Origin of the sequence: Streptomyces sp. NP-1717 (genome assembly GCF_022695985.1) — a bacterium.
In the GTDB taxonomy this organism is placed as follows: domain Bacteria; phylum Actinomycetota; class Actinomycetes; order Streptomycetales; family Streptomycetaceae; genus Streptomyces.
Map to the genome: position 1 here is coordinate 34,761 of NZ_JAAPBF010000014.1, position 18,601 is coordinate 53,361.

10 protein-coding genes are annotated in these 18,601 nt (G+C 70.9%); 5 read left to right on the top strand and 5 right to left on the bottom strand.

From position 1 onward, the window contains the following. Positions 1-29: 29 nt before the first annotated feature. From GXP76_RS05070 to GXP76_RS05080, 3 genes are read right to left on the bottom strand one after another with little or no spacing between them, the layout of a single operon-like run. Entirely contained in the window at positions 30-509 is a 480-nt protein-coding gene (locus tag GXP76_RS05070) for an SRPBCC family protein (protein WP_242570200.1), read from the bottom strand. A gap of 29 nt (positions 510-538) precedes the next feature. Further along, on the bottom strand, positions 539-1,159 hold the full coding sequence (locus GXP76_RS05075) for a transcriptional regulator (protein WP_242570201.1): 621 nt from the start codon (positions 1,157-1,159) through the stop codon (positions 539-541). Next, a complete protein-coding gene (locus GXP76_RS05080) occupies positions 1,156-2,301 on the bottom strand; it encodes a threonine synthase (RefSeq protein WP_242570202.1) in 1,146 nt (381 codons plus the stop codon). The genes GXP76_RS05075 and GXP76_RS05080 overlap by 4 nt, the downstream gene beginning before the upstream one ends. A 248-nt stretch (positions 2,302-2,549) precedes the next feature. Here GXP76_RS05080 and GXP76_RS05085 point away from each other — a divergent pair, with 248 nt between their 5' ends. Both GXP76_RS05085 and GXP76_RS35810 read left to right on the top strand, forming a co-directional pair. Further along, a complete protein-coding gene (locus GXP76_RS05085) occupies positions 2,550-3,296 on the top strand; it encodes a class I SAM-dependent methyltransferase (protein ID WP_242570203.1) in 747 nt (248 codons plus the stop codon). 681 nt (positions 3,297-3,977) lie between these two features. Next, positions 3,978-6,707: a LuxR family transcriptional regulator gene (locus GXP76_RS35810; protein ID WP_242570204.1), complete on the top strand. Its 2,730-nt coding sequence runs from the start codon at positions 3,978-3,980 to the stop codon at positions 6,705-6,707. A gap of 49 nt (positions 6,708-6,756) precedes the next feature. On the opposite strand, the gene GXP76_RS05095 is transcribed toward GXP76_RS35810, so the two are convergent. Further along, positions 6,757-7,020 (bottom strand): DUF6059 family protein, encoded by a 264-nt coding sequence (locus GXP76_RS05095; RefSeq protein ID WP_242570205.1) that lies wholly within the window; start codon positions 7,018-7,020, stop codon positions 6,757-6,759. A gap of 263 nt (positions 7,021-7,283) precedes the next feature. Here GXP76_RS05095 and GXP76_RS05100 point away from each other — a divergent pair, with 263 nt between their 5' ends. Both GXP76_RS05100 and GXP76_RS05105 read left to right on the top strand, forming a co-directional pair. Further along, on the top strand, positions 7,284-8,378 hold the full coding sequence (locus GXP76_RS05100; RefSeq protein ID WP_242570206.1) for a hypothetical protein: 1,095 nt from the start codon (positions 7,284-7,286) through the stop codon (positions 8,376-8,378). After that, entirely contained in the window at positions 8,375-8,992 is a 618-nt protein-coding gene (locus GXP76_RS05105) for a TetR/AcrR family transcriptional regulator (protein ID WP_242570207.1), read from the top strand. Before GXP76_RS05100 ends, GXP76_RS05105 begins: the two co-directional genes overlap by 4 nt. Positions 8,993-9,016: 24 nt before the next feature. Here GXP76_RS05105 and GXP76_RS05110 read toward each other — a convergent pair whose 3' ends face one another. After that, on the bottom strand, positions 9,017-10,774 hold the full coding sequence (locus GXP76_RS05110) for a fatty acyl-AMP ligase (RefSeq protein WP_242570208.1): 1,758 nt from the start codon (positions 10,772-10,774) through the stop codon (positions 9,017-9,019). A 330-nt stretch (positions 10,775-11,104) separates the two neighbouring features. Between GXP76_RS05110 and fabD the strand changes: the two genes are divergently transcribed. After that, positions 11,105-18,553 carry an ACP S-malonyltransferase gene (gene fabD, locus GXP76_RS05115; RefSeq protein ID WP_308354098.1) on the top strand — a complete coding sequence of 2,483 codons (7,449 nt, stop codon included), beginning with the start codon at positions 11,105-11,107 and terminating at the stop codon, positions 18,551-18,553. Positions 18,554-18,601 lie beyond the last annotated feature (48 nt).

The window sequence follows — 18,601 nt, forward strand, 5'->3', positions numbered from 1 at the left end:
CGGAGGGCACACCCACGGCGGACCGCTCGTCAGGATTCACCGGTGCCGGTGCCGGTGCCGGTGTGGCGGGCGAGTTCGGCCGCCAGGCGCCGCATGACCGTCCGGTTCGCGCGGCGCATCGTGGCCCGCACGGCGGGGGCCAGCAGACGGTCGGTGAGCGGAGCCCGAACCCAGGCATAGGTGAACGAGACGCGGCTTCCCCCGCCGGCCGGCAGCGGCGCGATGCCGTAGGTGCCGTGCGCCCGCCGCCGGCCCGCCGCGCTGATGTTCCGCTCGACGATCCGCCGGGGCGGCTCCGCCTCGACGACCTCGATGGTGACGTCGGTCCTCGTACCGCCCAGCGAGGCGGTGACGGTGGCGCCCGACCCGACACCCCGACCGGGGCCGTGGCAGCGCCAGTTGGTCAGGTAGTGGTCGGTGAATCGCTCGTGGTGGGCCATGACGTCGAGGAAGTCGTAGACCTGCTCGGGCGTCTGCGGTACGTCGATCGACACGGTGACAGACCTCATGCACCACATGGTACGAACCAGGTGCCGCGTCACTTCAGGTAGTTGTAGACGGTGGCGCGGGAGACGCCCAGGATCCCGGTGAGTGTCCGGACCGCGTTCTTCACGTCCAGGAAGCCCTCGTCCCGCAGGAAGCGGACCATCCTCCTCTTCTCCGCGGAGTCCAGAGCGTGCGGCGCCCGGCCTCGTTCCGCCGCGAACTCCTCAGCCAGCGAGCGGAGTTCGACGCTCGTACGGGCCCGCAGGGTTTCGGTGACGGACTGCTCCCGTTCCTCGGTGCGGACCAGTTCGCGCAGGCTGCGGGCGACGGTGGCGAACAGTGAGACGTCGAGGTTCAGGCAGATCGCGGCCACGTACTCACCCGCGCTGTTCCTGATTCCGATCGACGTGCTCTTCGCCGGGCGGCCGTCCGGAAACGTGTTGGGGTAGTTCTGGACGACGTTGGGATAGGCGGGGTCCTGGATGCGGGCGATGCCGAGTTCGGTGGCCGGGTCGCCGACGGCACGGCCGGACTCGTTGTTCTCGATCGCGCGGATCGCGTGCTCCGGATCCCGCAGGTCGTGCAGGACGACTTCGCACAGGCCCGGGAACATGCGCCCGACGGCGGTGACGATCGTCTCGGCCTCGCGGAGCAGCAGTTCGTCCTCGGTCATGTGACGATCCTCCCCATCGCCGAGGCGGCCTTCAGCCCCGAGCCGGTCAGGACGACAACCGCCTTGTCGCCGGGGCGGATCGCTCCCCGGGCGGCGAAGGCGTCGATCGCGGCGGCGGCCGACGCGGAGGTCGGTTCCGCGTACAGCCCGATCCCCGCGAGCCGGCGGGTCGCCGCGACGATGTCGTCCTCCGGGATCGCGACGGTGTCCCCGCCCGACCGGCGGATGGCGTCGACGACCTCCGGCAGCCGGATGGGCGACCTGATCGCCGTGCCTTCGGCGACGGTCGGCCCGAAGGCCCCGGCCGGGCCGCCCTGGAAGGCCGCGTGAACGGGCGCGCACCGTTCGGGCTGGGCGACCAGCAGCCGGGGGAGCCGCTCGATGTGACCGGCGGCGAGCAGCTCGCCGAACCCGAGGTCGCAGCCGAGGACGATACTGCCCGCTCCGGCCACCGTGACGACCACGTCCGGTGCCACGAAGCCCAGATCCTCCCAGAGTTCGTACGCCAGGGTCTTGGTGCCCTGGAGGAAGAAGGGATGCCAGTTGTGGCTGGCGTAGGCGGTGGTGCGTGCCTCGCGCATCGCCTGCTCGGAGGTGGCGGTCCGGTCGCCCGGCACCAGCGCCACCTCGGCGCCGTACGCCCGCGCCTGTAGGACCTTCGCCGGGGATGTCCCCTCCGGGACCAGGATCCGGGCCCGGATGCCGGCGGCGGCGCAATAGGCCGCGACGGAGGAGCCGCCGTTGCCGGAGCTGTCCTCGATCACCGATTCCACTCCGGCTCCGGCGAGGAGCGAGACCATCACGCTGGTTCCGCGGTCCTTGAAGCTCCCGCTGGGATTGAACCATTCGAGCTTGAAGCGCACGTCCTGGTCCCCCCAGCGCCCTTCGATCAGTGGGGTGCACCCCTCGCCGAGCGACACCGGCCGGTCGACGGCTCCGGGCAGCGCGGCGCGGTAGCGCCACAGGGAGCGGGTGGACCTTTCCACGCTCTCCGGGCCGATGCCCGGCCGTGGCCCCACGGTGAGGGGCGCTCCGTCGTCGCCCTGCCAGCGCCGGGCGTCGAGCGGGTAGGTCCGGCCGGAGCGCGGGTCGAGATAGACGTCCATGGTCACTCCCCAGAGGTAGACGTACAGTCTAGCCATGGACGAAACGTCCATGGGGTGGAGTGTGTCGGCGGACCTGAGAAATGGAGCCCGTCGAGCCCGGCGGGAAGGCCGCCGTGGCGCCCTCGGCGGGGGCCGTACCGGGCGTGGACGTACGCCTCGGGGGGAGGGGGCCGTCCGCGGTGTACCGGCCCGTCGAGCGCCCGCCACGCCGTTCGCCCCACCCCGTCCGACCTGGTCCTTCGTGGCGCCGGACCGTACTGTCGTCGGACCGGGGAGGGGATCTGATGGACCGGAACATACGCACCGTCGACGATGTGCTGAAGCTGCTGGACGGCCTGTTCGCGCCGGAGGCGGACCGGTGGACGAGCGGCGCCTCCGACTGGTGGGACACCTTCTACGCCGACCGCTCGCGGGAGGTGCCGTTCTTCGTCGGGAAGCCGGACGAGAACCTGGTCTCGTACCTCGACCGGGGCCTGGTCGCTCCGCGGGGCCGGGCGCTCGACCTGGGCTGCGGGCCGGGACGCAACGCCGTCCACCTGGCCGCCGCGGGCTTCGAGGTGGACGCGATCGACCTCTCCCCGGCCGCCGTCGCATGGGCCGGGGAGCGTGCTCGCGAGGCCGGGGCCGCCGTACGGTTCCACCGCGGCGACGCCTTCGATCCCGAAGGGCCGCTGCCGGAGGGACCGTACGACCTCATCCATGACTCGGGCTGCTTCCACCACTTGCCGCCCCACCGCCGCGTCAGCTATCTCGCCCTGGTCGAACGCGCCCTCGCGCCGGGCGGACACCTCGCCCTCACCTGCTTCGCGTCCGGCGCGATGGGGTCCGAACTCCCCGACGCCGACTTCTACCGGCGGTCCGCACTGCACGGCGGTCTCGCCTACACGCCGGACTCCCTGCGCGGGATCTTCGCCGATCTGACGGAGATCGAACTGCGCCGTATGCGCGACGAACCGCCCGAGTCCGCCGCTTTCGGTGAATCCTTCCTGTGGGCGGCTCTCTTTCAAAAGCCGAGGGGGCGTCAGACATAGGCCGATATCAGGCCGATAAGCGGAGCATCACGCGCCGTTCAGGGGGTGACGTGTGCGCCGCGGCCGGGGGGAACCGGGGGTGGACCGTCCCGCCCGTCGGTGACGTTCATCCGCGCGTAACCGGAAGCCGAGGCCGGGCGTCGACAATGGAGTCGAGGGCGAGCGGTGCCCGGTTCGGGGGCGCCCGGAGTGGGTGATTTCTGGTGTGATGTGACGTGTGTGTCACGGCTTGGTGCGAAGGCGGTGCCAATCAATTGCATCGGGAACGGACCGGAATGGGCGGAAGTTCCGATACCGGCGCCGGTGGCGTCGTGAGGAGGTGTGCGGAACGGGAGGCTCGTGCTCCGCAAAGGGGTCTTGGATGAGAGTGAGTCCAGTGGTTATGGTAGCCACTGGCCGGTGGTGAGGGAGGCGGGTACGTGGCATGCTGCCCTACTCGGTAATCGATTTATCGCTTTTGACTCCAAGTTGCCGACGGCGAGGCAATTGAGACCGGCTGTGGACCTTTGAGGTCGGTTCATTTGACTAAGTGGTTGTCGCTGGTGGAGCGTGTTTCCCGCGCGGGATTCGCTCTTTCGGCAGCTTCTGACCAGAGTTGGCGTGAGCGCGTCCTGATGCCGCAGGTTCAGAAGTGTTCGGGGGAACAGGGGGATAGGCGTGATACTCGCCGAACGAGCACGTGTGCTTTCCGAACTTCAGGAATTGTTACAGGATGCCCGAGCGGGTGACGGAAGTGTCGTACTGATCACGGGGCCCGTGGCAGTGGGCAAGACGGAATTGGCGCACTCGCTGGCCCGCAGCGCCGAGAAGGAAAGCCAGCTTCTCGTGCTTCGCGGACAGGCGTCCGCCTCCGGTAAGAACCGGACTGCCGATCTGCTGGAGCAGTTGACGGAAAGTCTTCAGTCGACGAATTACTGGGCGGACGACCAACTCCCGCTCACCCGTCGCGGAGTGGACCGTACTCCGTCCCGCGTCGCGCACGAGATCGCCCGCTGCTCGAAGACGATTCCGCTGCTCATCGTGGTGGACGATCTTCAGCACAGTGATCCCGAGTCCCTCGACGCGATTCTCCATCTCATCCGGCTGTCGCGTACGTCCCGCATCATGCTCGTGCTGGTGGTGGCCGAGGGGTCCCAGCTCCTCATTCCGCTCATTCACGCCGAGCTTCTGCGCGCGCCGCACTGCTGGCGCAAACGACTCTCCCCGCTGTCGCCCGCGGGCGTGGCGGAGGTCGTGACCCGGGCCTTCGGCCCGGACGTGGCGGAGCGGACGGTGGACGACTACTACCGGTACAGCGGCGGGAACCCGCTCGTGCTGCGCGCGCTCATCGAGGAGCAGGGGTCGACGTCGATCCTGCGCCGCGCGGACGGGGAGCCCGCGGCGGCGGAGGCCGTCGGCGAGCTGGAGGCCGGCCAGGTCTCGGCGCTGGCCGTCTTCACCTCGCTGCACCGCGGCGGTGCCGAGACCATGGCGGTGGCCCGGGGTATCGCGCTCCTCGGCGTCGCGGCGTCGGTGGAACTGCTGGCACTCGTCCTGAAGACCGACGTCGACCACGTCGCCGGGCGCGTCATGGCGCTCGAAGAGGCGGGATTGCTGAACGAAGGTCAGTTCCGCCATCCCGGAGTCGCCGAAGCGGTGCTTTCCGACCCGGAATTCACGCAGATCCAAGTGCTCAGGTACGAAGTGGCGAGAGTACTGGAAGCGGAAGGGCACAGCCGGCAAGTTGTTGCCAGGCAACTGGTTGCCTCCAGAGCTGTCACGGAGCCATGGACGGTCGATGTTCTGCGTGAATCCGCCGTGGAGGCGGTGAGTCAGAACGACTGGTCGTTCGCTTCGAAATGTCTGGACCTGGCTCTGCAGGGACAGATGAGTGAGGCGGACAAGGGTCTGCTCATCACGGATCTGCTCCAGGTCCAGTGGAAGCTCAATCCGGCCCGGCTGATCAAGTACTTGCCGGAGTGCTTCCAGCTTCAGCAGACGGGGCACATCCCTGATCTGCGAGTGATCGCCGTGCTCAAGCTGTTCCTCTGGCACGGCCATGTCGACGAGGCCGCCGAAATGGTGCTCGACATAGCGGGCCGGGGTGAAGGGGCCGAAGTCCAGAAGCAGCTGTACGCCTTCCTGGAGTGGGCGCGCATCGGTCATCCGAGACTCCAGAAGCGTGTTCGGGAGGCGAATTGTTCACTTCTTCCGGCGCTCGCGGAATCGGCCGGACATGAACTTCCCCGCCCTGTCGCCGCCCTGCGAAAGGCGTTGTCGGACAGCGACCACGGTGAGGTCGCGGCGATGGTGGAGGACATACTCACGGCGGAACCGGCCGACAGCGACTCGTCGACCTCCGCGCTCCAGGCCCTGCTCTACGCGGACGAACTGGTGCTCGCGGAGAGCTGGTTCGATCGGACGATGCGGGACATGGAGGCGTTCGACTCCATGGGCTCGCGGGGGATCCACTACTCGATCCGGGCGGAGACGGTGCGCAGACGAGGAGACCTCCAGGCGGCGGAGCGGAACGCGGCGACCGCGCTCAGATACATGGCCCCGCGAGCCTGGGGTGTGGCGCTGGGGCTCCCGCTGGGAACGCTGGTGGCCGCCCATGTCGCCCGGGGGAGCCTGGAGAAGGCCCAGGAGTACCTCTCCTGGGTCGTGCCCCGCGGCATGTTCCTCACCGTTTTCGGTCTCAACTACCTGGAGGGGCGCGGACGTTATTTCCTCGCCACCGGTCAGTACGCGGCCGCGCAGCAGGATTTCCTGGAGTGCGGCGAGCTGATGAAGAGCTGGGACCTGGACCTGCCGCCGCTCGTCCCCTGGCGGGTGGGCGCTGCCGAAGCGGCCCTGGCGCAGGGCGACCGGCGCGAGGCCCGGCGGCTCATAGGCAAGCAACTGGAGCAGCCGAGGGCGCAGTCGCCGCGTCTGCGCGGCATGGCGCTACGGGTGTACGCGCCTCTGGTCGGGCGCCATCGCAGGGTGGCGATTCTCCAGGAGGCGGCCGATCTGCTGTCCGGCGCCGACCGGTACCAGCACTTCCTCGCCCTCACCGATCTGAGCCGGGCCCACCAGGGAGCCGGGGACGCGGCCGAGGCGCTTGCCACGAGCCAACGGGCATGGCACGGCGCCGTACGCTGCGGGGCCGAACGTGTGGGCCGGACGCTGTTGCCCGACAGTGCGAGAACCGCTCCGGTGGAACCCGAGGAGCCGCCCGCGGACAGCCAGGACGCGGTCCAGCTCAGCGAGGCCGAACTCCGTGTCGCCAAGCTCGCCGCGGCGGGCGAGACGAACCGGGAGATCTCCGTGAAGCTCTTCATCACGGTGAGCACGGTCGAGCAGCACCTCACCCGCGTCTACCGGAAGTTGCAGGTCTCCGGCCGCGCGGACCTGCGCGACTGCCTCGCCGGCCGGCTGACCTGCGGCTGACGGACGGGAGGACGGGCCGACGGGATCCGGTGGGAGGCCGTCGGCCCGGTCAGACGTCGTAACCGAGACCGGCCCACAGCTCCCGTTCGCCGGGGGACGCGGGCCGGGTCTCCAGCGTGTCCGGATGTCCGGCGGGCGGCCCGCCGCATATCGGTGGAGTCCGGCTCTCCTCCGGCCCGTTCCCGGCCGGGGTCCGGTCCGGTTCCTCGTCCGCGGTCGGCACGGCCATGCCGCCCCACGCGCCCGGGCAGAAACTCAGCCCGAAGATCGCGAACTGCTGGGCGGCCCAGCGGAGGAACGGGAGCATTCCCATGTCTTGAGCCCTTTCGTCGGGCCCGCCGGTTCTCCTTCAGGCACTCGATGCGGTGCCATGCTCGGGCGTGACTCTAAAGCGGGAATTAAGAGGACGCGCCGCTTCCCGCCGATGCCCCCCGGCCGGTCCTCGCGCCCGAACTCGGCGGCGGGCAAAGCCAGTTCGCCGCTTGCCGACGGTGTGACGCACTGGCAGACTCCTCAACAACTGTTGAGCACATGCATCCCATAACTGGGGTTTTCTTCGTCTTGAGGAGTCCTACGGTGCCATCCCCCACAACCGCTCCCGACACCACCGCGCCCCCGCCGGTACCGGCCCCGGACCAGGCCGCCACGCGCCGGATGCTGCTCGGCCCCATGGTCATCGGCCTGTTCCTCGTCCTCGCCTTCGCGGGGCTGATGATCCCGGCGCTCCAGGACCCGAAGCCGCACGACGTGCCCATCGGTGTGGTCGGCCCGGCCGGCACCGGTGACAAGATCGACCAGCAGCTCCAGGCGGCGAGCCCGGACGCGTTCGACGTCACCTCCTACGGTTCCGAGGGCGCCGTCCGGGACGCGCTGATGGACCATGAGATCTACGGCGCCCTGCTGTTCACCGCTCCCCAGCAGCCGCCCACGCTCCTGGTGGCGGGTGCGGCCGGCGACGCGCCCGCGCGGGTCGTGACCGCCGCGTACGAGGAGTTGACCCGCCAGGCCGGCGCCACCGGGAAGATAGAGGACGTGGCACCTCTCCCCGAATCCGACTCACGGGGCGTCAGCGGCCTGCTGCTGAGCATCGCGCTGGTGATCGGAGCCCTCCTCTTCCAGGCGGTCCTCAGCCTGATGGCCGCGCGCCTGCCGGCCCGTAAACGGTTCCTCGCCGGACTCGGCTACGCGGTGATCGCCGGAGGCGTCGGCGCCCTGCTCGCCGGACCCGTTATCGGGGCGTTCGACGGCAGCTTCCCGCAGCTCTTCGGTGTCGCCGTACTCCTCTCCCTGGCTGCCGTCGGTGTCGTCGCCGCCTGCCAGGGCCTGCTCGGTGTGCTCGGCGTGGCCGTGGGCGCGCTCGTGGTGCTGCCGCTCGGCGTCTCCTCCTCGGGAGGGCCGGTGGACTACCACTTCCTCCCCGCCTTCTACTCGACCATCTCCCAGTACATGCCGATGGGCAGTGCCATCACCTCGCTGCGGCGCATCTTCTACTTCGACGGCAACAACGTGATGACTCCGCTGCTGACGCTCGCCGTGTGGGCCGCCGCCGCCTGGATCGTCGCGCTGATCGCGGAGCGCGTACGGCCCTTCCGCCCGGCGGTGCTGGTGGTCCCCGTCTCGCAGCTGCCCCCCGGTTACCTTCCGGACCGCCGGGCCGGGCGGGCGAGTTGACGAAGACCGCCCGGGGCACGGTGCCGGAAGTCCCGCCCACCCGCCGGGAGCTCATCCTCCAGGCTGCCGTCGAACTCTTCGGCCGGCGGGGCTTCCGCGGCACCACGGTCCGTGCCATCGCCGAACAGGCGGGGGTGGACCCGGCCCTGGTGATGCACCACTTCGGCAGCAAGGAGAAGATCTTCACGGTGGTGATCCGGGAGGCGATGCGCACCGACGCGTTCCTCCCGGAACCGGGCGACGCCACCGAGGCCGCCCCCGGACGGAAGCTGCTGCGAGCCTTCCTCGTCCGCTGGGAGGCCTCGGCGGTCAGGCCGTCACCGATGATGGTCGTCTTCCGCTCGGCGATGGAACACCCCGAGGCGTCACGCCTGTTCAGCGAAGTGGCCAGCGGGGAGTTCCTGCTCCCGCTGGCCACCCGGCTGCGCGCCCCCGATCCGCACCTCCGGGCCACGGTGCTCGGGGTCCTGCTGGTCGGACTGGTGACCGGGCGCTACGTGGTCCGCGTCGAGCCGCTGGCGAGCCTGTCACTGGACGCCGTCGTGGATCTGTTCGGACCCCATGTCGACCGGATGATCGGCGACTTGATCACTCCGGAGACGGAGAGCGCCTGACCGGGGACGGTGCGCCGGGCCGCGTCAGGACTTGCGGCCCAGCGTGCCGTTGAGCAGCGACTCCACGACCTTCAGCCGCTGCAGCTTGCCGCTCGGCGTCTTCGGGAGCGATCCGCGGGGCACGATCTCCACCCGGTCGGGCCGCAGACCCGTCTCCTCGGAGACGCTCCGCACGACCGCCTCACGCAGGGCGCCGGCGGCTTCGTCGTCGCCGGCGTGGTGCTTGGACTCGACCACGATGGTCAGCGCCTCCGTGCCCAGCGCGGGGTCCGGGCAGCCCACCGCCGCGACGGCGCCCGGGTGGGTGCCCGCGGCGTTGCTCGCCGCGGTCTCGAAGACGTACGGGTGGTAGTTACGGCCCCCGATGATCACGACGTCCTTGACGCGGCCGGTGACGTAGAGCTGGCCGTCGTCGAGGAATCCCTGGTCGCCGGTGTGCAGCCAGCCGTCGCGCAGGACCTTGTCCGTCTCGTCCTTCTGCTGGTAGTAACCGGACATCAGGGAGGGGCTGCGGAGCAGGATGTCGCCCTGCACCCGGTCGGCCACATCCGTACGGGACTCGTCCACGACCCGTATCTCCGTCCCCAGCACGGGCGTTCCGGACGAGGCCAGCTCCTGGCGGTCGGGGTCGTCCGGACCGGCCTCCACCACCTTGCCGGTGTCGGCCAGGACGTCCCGGCGCACCGTCGTGGTGATCATCGGGTCACCCGGCACGCACATGGTCGCCGCCAGCACGGTCTCGGCCATGCCGTAGCAGGGCATCATGGACGTCGCCCGGTAGCCGTAGGGGCTCAGCCGATCCGCGAACCGGCGCAGCGTGGCCGCGTTGACGACCTCCGCGCCGTTGCCGGCGACCCGCCACGCGCTGAGGTCCAGGCCGGCGAGCTTCGCGTCGGGGATCTTCGTGGCGCACATCTGGTACGCGAAGTTCGGCGCCGAGGTGAAGGTTCCCCGGTAGCGGTGGAGCGCCCGCAGCCACCGTTCGGGCCGCAGCGCGAAGGACAGCGGGGGCATGGAGGCGACGGGGAGGCCGTGGAGGAACGGCGCGAGGTTGCAGCCGATCAGGCCCATGTCGTGATGGAGCGGCAGCCAGGTGACGATCAGTTCGCCCGAGCGGAAGCACCGGTCGCCGATCGACGCGGCGTTGGACATGATGGCCCGGTGCGTCAGAGCCACCCCGCGGCTGTTCCCGGTGGTGCCCGAGGTGAACTGGATCAGGGCCAGGTCGTCCGCGTCCGCCCGTACCGACGTCGGCACATAACCGCCCTCGAAGGGCGGCTCGATGATCTCGACCCCCGCCTCCTGGCACGGACCCGCCACGGCGTCGCGGAAGGACGGTGCGGAGATCACGGCACGCGGCTCGGCCCTGCTGATCAGCAACCGCAGCCGGTCCGACCAGCGCTGACGCCGCATCGTGGACAGCGGGGGCTCCGACACGAAGGGGACGGCGCCGAGCAGGAAGCAGCCGTGCAGGGCAGCGTAGGCGTCCGCGCTGGTGTCGAGACAGATGCCCACCCGGTCACCGGGCCGGACGCCCGCCTCGGCGAGAGTGGTCGCCGCCGCGCCCGCACGCTCGACGAGTTCGGCGGCGGTAAGCCGCACGGTCCGGCCCTCGGACTCCTCGATGTAGCACATCGGCTGGTCCGGGTAGAGCTCCGCGCGCTCCAGCAGGGCGGCGCCGATGGTGGGGGCAGACGTCAGGGCGACGCGCTCCGCCGGCTCGTCGGGCCGGTACTCCGCCCGGTCCTCGTGGACGTCCTCGATCGCTGCGACAGATGTCATGAATTCATCCCTGTGATGTTGCCCGGTGACGTACTCCGCGCGCCGCAGGGTGACGCGGCCGTCCGGAGACAAGGAAAGAAATACTGCCTGGGTGCAGGGCGCGTGAGGTTTCCTCGCGCGGCTCGTGCACGTATTGGCGCCGCTTATCTCGGGGTGACATGCGGCAAGCCTCAACCTTGCGCAAGAGAAAGGTCGCAGTCAAGGAGTTCAACAACACCGGGCGTCAGCTTTAGGGGCGTTTAAGAAAGACGCTAGAGGCTGGCCGGAAACTATGGCCAGTAGTGTCGCCGCGTGCTGTTCGATTCAGCTACCTCGAAGGGTACCCATACTGTGCTCGCTCTAGTCTTTCCCGGTCAGGGTTCGCAGCGTCGAGGTATGGGTGCGCAGCTCTTCGAAGCGTTTCCCGAGCTGGTCGTGCAGGCCGACGAAATCCTGGGATATTCCATCGAAGAGCTTTGCCGTGAGAATCCGGACGGAAAGCTGGAGAAAACCCAGTACACGCAGACGGCGTTGTACGTCGTCAGTGCGCTGAGTTATTTCGAGCACCTTCAATCCTCCGGCGAGATCCCTGACTTCCTGGCCGGACACAGCCTCGGCGAGTACAACGCGCTGCTCGCCGCCGGCGTATTCGACTTTCCCACCGGACTGCGGGTGGTGCAGAAGCGCGGAGAGCTGATGTCGCGCGTGAACGACGGCGGAATGGCCGCCGTCGTGGGCCTCGACGCCGACCGGGTGGCCGAGGTCCTCGCCGCCCCCGGGCTGGAATCCCTGTCCGTCGCCAACTACAACAACCCCGCCCAGATCGTGATCGCCGGACCCCGGGACCGGATCGAGGCCGCCCGGTCGGCGTTCGAGGACGCGGGGGCCGGTCTCTACACCGTCCTGCGGGTCGGCGGCGCCTTCCATTCGCCCCATATGGCCGGAGTCCAGGCGGAGTTCGCCGAGTTCCTGGGCGGCGTCGAACTCGCCGCGCCCACCGTGCCCGTGCTCTCCAACGTGACCGCCCGGCCGCACGGACCCGACGTCGCCGACCTGATGGTCAGCCAGCTCACGCGGCCCGTGCTCTGGACCGACAGCGTGCGCCATCTGATCGGCCTGGGCGTCGAGGACATCCGGCAGATCGGACCGGGGCGCGCCCTCATCGGTCTCGTGCAGGCCACCCAGCGGGACGAGGCCGAGCGCCGCGAGGCGGAGCGGAGCGCGGCCGAGGGCCGGGCGGCGGACACGACCGCCGATCCCGCGCGGCCCACCACCGCACGGCCCACCACCACGCCGACCGCGCCTGCCGCGCCGGCCGAGACCGCAGGGGAGCGGACCCGTACGCTGCGGCTGCGCCGCCCCGCCCGCGACCGCGCCCAGGGCACCGGCCACACCGAGGAACAGCTCACCGCCCTGCTTCTCGCCGATCTGCGGACCATCGTCACCCGCGTGCTGACGGCCGACCCGGGAGCGCTGCGCGCGGAGACCGAACTCAGCGCACTCGGCTTCGACTCCATCAAACTGATCGAGTTCGCCGACCAGCTCCGCGAGGAGTTCGGCGTCGACCTGACGCCGTCGGTGTTCTTCGAGTACTTCACCATCGGCGCGTTCACCGCGCACCTGCTCGCCGAGCACCGCGACACGGTCGTGGCCCGCTACCGGGACAGCGCCGCCGGCGGCGCGGGGGAGACGTCCCCGGCGCCCGCCGAGCCCGGCGGACCTGCCCGGTCCGGCTCCGTACCCGCGCCCCGTGACGGCACCTCCGCCGCGACGCACGGCGCGCCGCCCGCCGCCGGTACCGGATCCGGCGCCGACGCCGTCGCCATCGTCGGGGTGAGCGCCGTCCTGCCCGGCTCCGCGGACCTCGACGAGTTCTGGCGGCACTTGGTCGACGGCACCGAACTGGTGTCGGACACCGCCGCCGACCGCTGGCGGGCCTGGGCCGGACCCGACCGCGCCCCCGGGGCGCGGTCCGCGCTCATCAGGGACTTCGACACCTTCGACTGCCGGTTCTTCGGAATCTCGCCCGGCGAGGCCGAACTGATGGACCCTCACCAGAGGATCTTCCTCCAGACGGTGTGGAAGGCGTTCGAGGACGCGGGACGGCGTCCCACCGAACTCGCCGGCACCCGCACCGGACTGTTCGTGGGGCACGGCTCCATGGACTACGTGGAGGTCCTGTCGCACAGCGCGGCCGGCACCCAGTCGCACACGGCCACCGGACTCGCGCACTCGATCCTCCCCAACCGGATCTCCCACCAGCTCGACCTGCGCGGACCGAGCGAGTCCGTCGACACCGCCTGCTCCTCCTCACTGGTGGCGCTGCACCGCGCCGTGCAGAGCCTGCGCGAGGGCGAGTGCGACCTCGCCGTCGCCGGCGGCGCGAGCATCCTCATGAGCCCCACCCCCTTCGACTCCTTCCAGCAGGCGGGAATGCTCGCCCCGGACGGGCGCTGCAAGACCTTCGACCGCGCCGCGGACGGTTACGTACGCGGTGAGGGCGTCGTCGCCGTCGTACTGAAGTCGCTCGACAAGGCAGTCGCGGACGGCGACCACGTCTACGCCGTCGTGCGCGGCAGCGCCGTCAACCACGGTGGGCGCAGCGCCTCGCTGACCGCGCCCAGCCCGGACGCGCAGGCCGACCTCATCGCCACCGCGTGGCGGCGGTCCGGACTCGACCCGGCCACCGCCGGCTACATCGAGGCCCACGGCACCGGGACCGGCCTCGGCGACCCCATCGAGATCGAGGGTCTCAAGAAGGCGTTCGCCACGCTCTACCAGGACTGGGGCCACACCGGGCGCGCCGAGCCGCACATCGGCCTGGGCTCGGTCAAGACCTCCATCGGCCACCTGGAAGCGGCGGCGGGCCTCGCGGGCGTGGTCAAGATGCTGATGGCGCTGCGCCATGAACGGCTGCCCGCGCTGCGGCACTTCGGCGAACTCAACCCGTTCATCCGCATGGACGACAGCCCGTTCAGGATCGTCGACCGCACGGAGGAGTGGCCGCGTACGACGGACGGTGAAGGGGCGCCGGTGCCACGCCGCTGCGGCGTCAGTTCCTTCGGCTTCGGCGGCACCAACGCCCATGTGGTGCTGGAGGAGTTCATCGCCGCCCCGGCCCCGGACGAGGCGGCGGACCGGGCGGCCGGGCCGTATCTGGTCCCCCTGTCCGCCCGTACCCCCGGCGCACTGCGGGAGTACGCCGAGGCGATGGTGCGCTGGCTGGACGAGCACGCACCCGAGAACGGGGCACCGGCCTTCGACCTGTCCGCGCTGGCCGACACCCTGCAACTCGGCAGGGACGCCATGGACGAGCGCCTGGCCCTCGTGGTCGCCGACGCCGACGATCTGTACGACGGGCTGGTCCGCCATCTGCGCGGCGAGGACGCCGGCACGGCCTGGTACGCGGGCAACGCGGCCGGCGCGGGGGCGCTCTCCGGTGTTCTGCTCAGCGACGAGGAAGGGGCCGCCTATCTCCAGGCCATCCTTGACCGGGGAGCGACGGACAAGCTGGCCCGGCTGTGGGCCGCCGGCGCGGACCTCGACTGGCGGGAGCTGCGCGGCGACCGCCCCGTCCGCCGGACCCCGCTGCCGACCTACCCCTTCGAACGGCGCCGCTGCTGGCCGCAGGACCTCGTACCCCGGCAGCCGGTGACGCCGGCCGCAGTCGCGCCCGTCTCCTTCGCGGGCACGCCCGCCCCGGTGCCCGCCGCCTCCTCCGGCCCGGCCGCCCCGGTGACGGACGAAGAGGTCGGCGCCCACCTCGCCGCCGTGTTCGCCGAGACCCTGAAGTGGCGCCCGGAAGAGGTCGACCCGGGTGTCGCCTTCGACGAGCTCGGACTCAACTCGCTGGTCATCGAGCAGCTCCGGCGTCGCCTGGTGGCCCACTACGGCCCCATCGACAGCACGACGTTCTACGTCTACAAGAACCTCGCCGACCTGACCAGGTACATCGCGGGGAAGGCACGCGCCGAGGGCCTGACACTGCCGCCCACGGCAGGACGAGGGCCGGTCCCCGCCCCGGCCCCGGCCGTCGTTCCCGCGCCCGCCGTCGCGATCGCGCCGACAGCCACCGTCGCGGCCCCCGTCTCCGCCACGGGGGGCACCGGCGGCGGTGACATCGCCATCATCGGCATGAGCGGGCGCTACCCGAAGGCCGCGTCCCTGACCGAGTACTGGAGGAATCTCCTCGACGGACGTGACTGCGTCGGCGAGATCCCCATGGACCGGCCCGGCTACCGGCGCTACGCCGAGCTGGCACGCGAGCGCTACGGCGACAAGTGGTACCGCTGGGGCGGATTCCTCGACGACGTCGACGCGTTCGATCCGCAGTTCTTCCAGATATCACCGCGCGAGGCACGGGCACTCGACCCGCAGGAACGGCTGTTCCTGGAGACCGCGTGGGAGACGCTGGAGGACGCCGGCCACACCAGGAAGAGCCTGGCCGACCCGACCGCGGGCGACGCGCGGGGATCCGTCGGCGTCTTCGCCGGAGTGACCTTCAACAACTACCAGATGTTCGCGGCGAACGATCTGGAGCACGGTCAGTGGCAGCCCATCAGCTCGCAGACCTTCTCGATCGCCAACCGGGTGTCCTACCTGTTCAACCTGGGCGGCCCCAGCCTGACCGTGGACACCGCCTGCTCGTCCTCGCTGTACGCCATCCATCTGGCCGTCGCCGCCATCAGGCGCGGCGAATGCGAGACGGCGCTGGCCGGCGGTGTGAACCTCTCGCTCCACCCCAGCAAGTACATGATGCTCGCCGAGGCCGGTTTCCTGGCCGACGACGGCCGGTGCCGGGCGTTCGGTGACGGCGGCACGGGCTACGTACCCGCCGAGGCCGTGGGCGCGGTCCTGCTCAAACCGCTGGAGCGCGCCCTCGCCGACGGAGACCAGGTGTACGCCGTCATCAAGGGCTCCGCGGTCAACAGCGACGGCCACACCTTCGGCTACAGCGTGCCCAACCCCGTCGCCCAGAGCGAGCTGATCACCGCGGCGCTGGCGGACGCCGGTGTCGCCGCGGAGACGATCAGCTACGTGGAAGCCCACGGCACCGGCACCAGCCTGGGTGACCCCATCGAGATACGCGGCCTCACCGACGCGTTCGCCGCCTCCACCGACGCCCGCCAGTTCTGCGCCATCGGCTCCGTCAAGTCCGGCATCGGGCACGCCGAGGCCGCGGCCGGCATCGCCCAGGTCACCAAGGTGGCGCTTCAGATGCGGCACGGCGAACTGGTGCCCTCCCTGCTGCACTCGGCCTCGACCAACAGCAATCTGGAACTGGAGAGGACACCGTTCAAGGTCCAGCGCGAACGGACCCCCTGGGAGCGGCCCCGCACCTCAAGTCCGGCCGGGGGCGAGCTGGTTCACCCCCGCCGCGCGGGCATCAGCTCCTTCGGCGCGGGCGGCGTCAACGTACACCTGGTGCTGGAAGAGGCACCGGCCGTCGCCGCGGCGCCGGCGCCGGCGCGTGACCTCGTCTTCCCCCTGTCCGCCCGCGAGCCCGAGACGCTGCGCGACCTGGCCGCGCGGATGGCCGACCATCTGCGCGGCCTGCCGGCCGACTCGATCCGGGTGGCCGACATCGCCCACACGCTCCAGAGCGGTCGTGAACCGATGGAGCACCGTGCGGCGTTCGTCGCCGACGACCTCGCCGGGATCCTGAAGGGGCTGGACGAGATCGCTGCGACGACCGGCGGCCCGGCCTCGGTCAGCACGGGGCACTGCGAACCGCGTTCGACCCCGCCGCCCCTGGCGGACGGCGCGTCACCGCGCGAGGTCGCGTCCGCGTGGGTCGCGGGAGCGGCCCCTGACTGGGACGCGTACCTGCGGGGACTGACGCCCCGCCGGGTCTCCCTGCCGACCTACCCCTTCGCCCGCCGCCGGTACTGGATGGCGGACGCCGGACCGACCGCCCAGGCGCCCGTGGCCGCGCCCCCGGCCGTCGCGGCCACGGGAGCCGACGCCCTGCCCGGCGACGCGGGCGAGACCCTGCTGAACCGGCTCGCGAGCCTCCCCGAAGGAGAGCGCAGTCCGGCGCTCGCCTCCTACCTCCAGACCGAACTCGGCCGCCTCCTCGAATTCCCCCCGGACGCCCCGCCGGACCGCCGGCGCGGCTTCTTCGACCTGGGCATGGACTCGGTGATGTCGGTGCGGCTCGGCAACACCCTGGAAGAACTCCTGGGGATCGAGCTGTACACCAGCGTCACCTTCGACTACCCCTGCGTCGACGACCTCACCGGGTTCCTGCTGGAGCAGCTCGACCTCGACACGCCCGAGCCCGCCGCCGAGACCGCCACGCCCACCCGCGTCGAGACCGTGCCCGTCCAGCGCACCGTCCACTACCGGGTGGACTGGGAGCCGGCGGCCGGACCGCCGCGGAACGACGCCCCGCTCACCGGCTCCGTACTGGTCTTCGACCCGGACGGACGGCTCTCCGAACTGGCGCGGGAGCACGCCGGGGACGGCGCGCGGATCGTCACCGTACTCGCCGGCGACACCTACGGCGGTGCGGCCGACTCCTACCGGATCCGGCCGGACCACGACGAGGACTACGCGACACTGCTCGCCGACCTCGGAACCACACCCACGACCGTCATTCACGCCTGGCCGGGCTCCGAGGCCGGTCTCACCTCCGCGTTCCGCCTCACCCAGGCGCTGATGCGCGGCCGCGTGTCGCGCCCGCTGCGGCTGCTGCGCGTCGAGACGTTCAGCGGTGAGCACCCCGACGCGATGGCGGAGGCGTTCGGCGGGTTCGCCCGCTCCGTCCGCCACGAGAACCCGAACCTCGTCTACCAGGCCCTGACTGTCGGCGTCACCGGCGACCCTGCCGAGGACGTCCTGCGCGCCTGCCTCGGCGAACTCGCCTTCGGCGACGGGGCGGAGGCGGAGGTACGGCACGACCGGACCGGGCGCTGGACCCGCCGCCTGCGTGAGCTGGCGCCCGCCACCGGGACGCCCAAGGTCGCCGTACGCGACGGCGGCACCTACGTGATCACCGGCGGCGGTGGCGGCCTCGGCCTCATCTTCGCCGAGCACCTGGCACAGCAGTCCCGGGTACGGCTCCTGCTGCTCGGGCGTTCCGAACTGGACGCCACCCGCCGGGAAGTGCTCGACCGGATCCGGTCCCTGGGATCCGAGGTGGTCTACGCGAGCGTGGACGTCAGCGACGCCGCCGAAGTCACCCGCGTACTGGACGAGACACGAGGACGCTGGGGCCGGCTGCACGGCGTCATCCACTCCGCCGGAGTCCTGCGCGACGCGCTGATACTGAACAAGAGCGCCGGGGAGATCGGCACCGTCCTGTCCGCGAAGGTCGACGGCGCACGGGCCCTCGACGAGGCGACCCGCCTCGACGAACTCGACTTCTTCATGACGTTCTCGTCCCTGGCCGCACTCGCTGGCAACCCCGGCCAGGTGGACTACGCGTTCGCCAGCCGGTTCCTCAACGCCTTCAGTCGCGGCCGCGAGCGGCAGCGCGCACAGGGCGAGCGGTCCGGCGCCAGCATCACCGTCGTATGGCCCTTCTGGCGGGACGGCGGCATGCGCGTCGACGCCGAGACCGGGGGCTTCGTCCGCAGGCGGCTCGGACTGGAACACCTGCCGACGGACGCGGGCGTCGAAGCGTTCGACATCGCCCTGCGCACCGCCGAACCGGAGATCGGTGTGGTGCTCGCCGACCGCGAGAAGCTCGACCGGGTCCTGCGGATCGAACGCCCCGAGGAGAGCCCCGACGACGTCGCCCCCTCCCGCAGCACCGCCGTGGAACTGCTCGACACCTTGGAGGAACTGGGGCTCTGAGAGCCCCGCTGGATCGGGCCGTACCGGCGGGCGACCCCGGACGCCCCC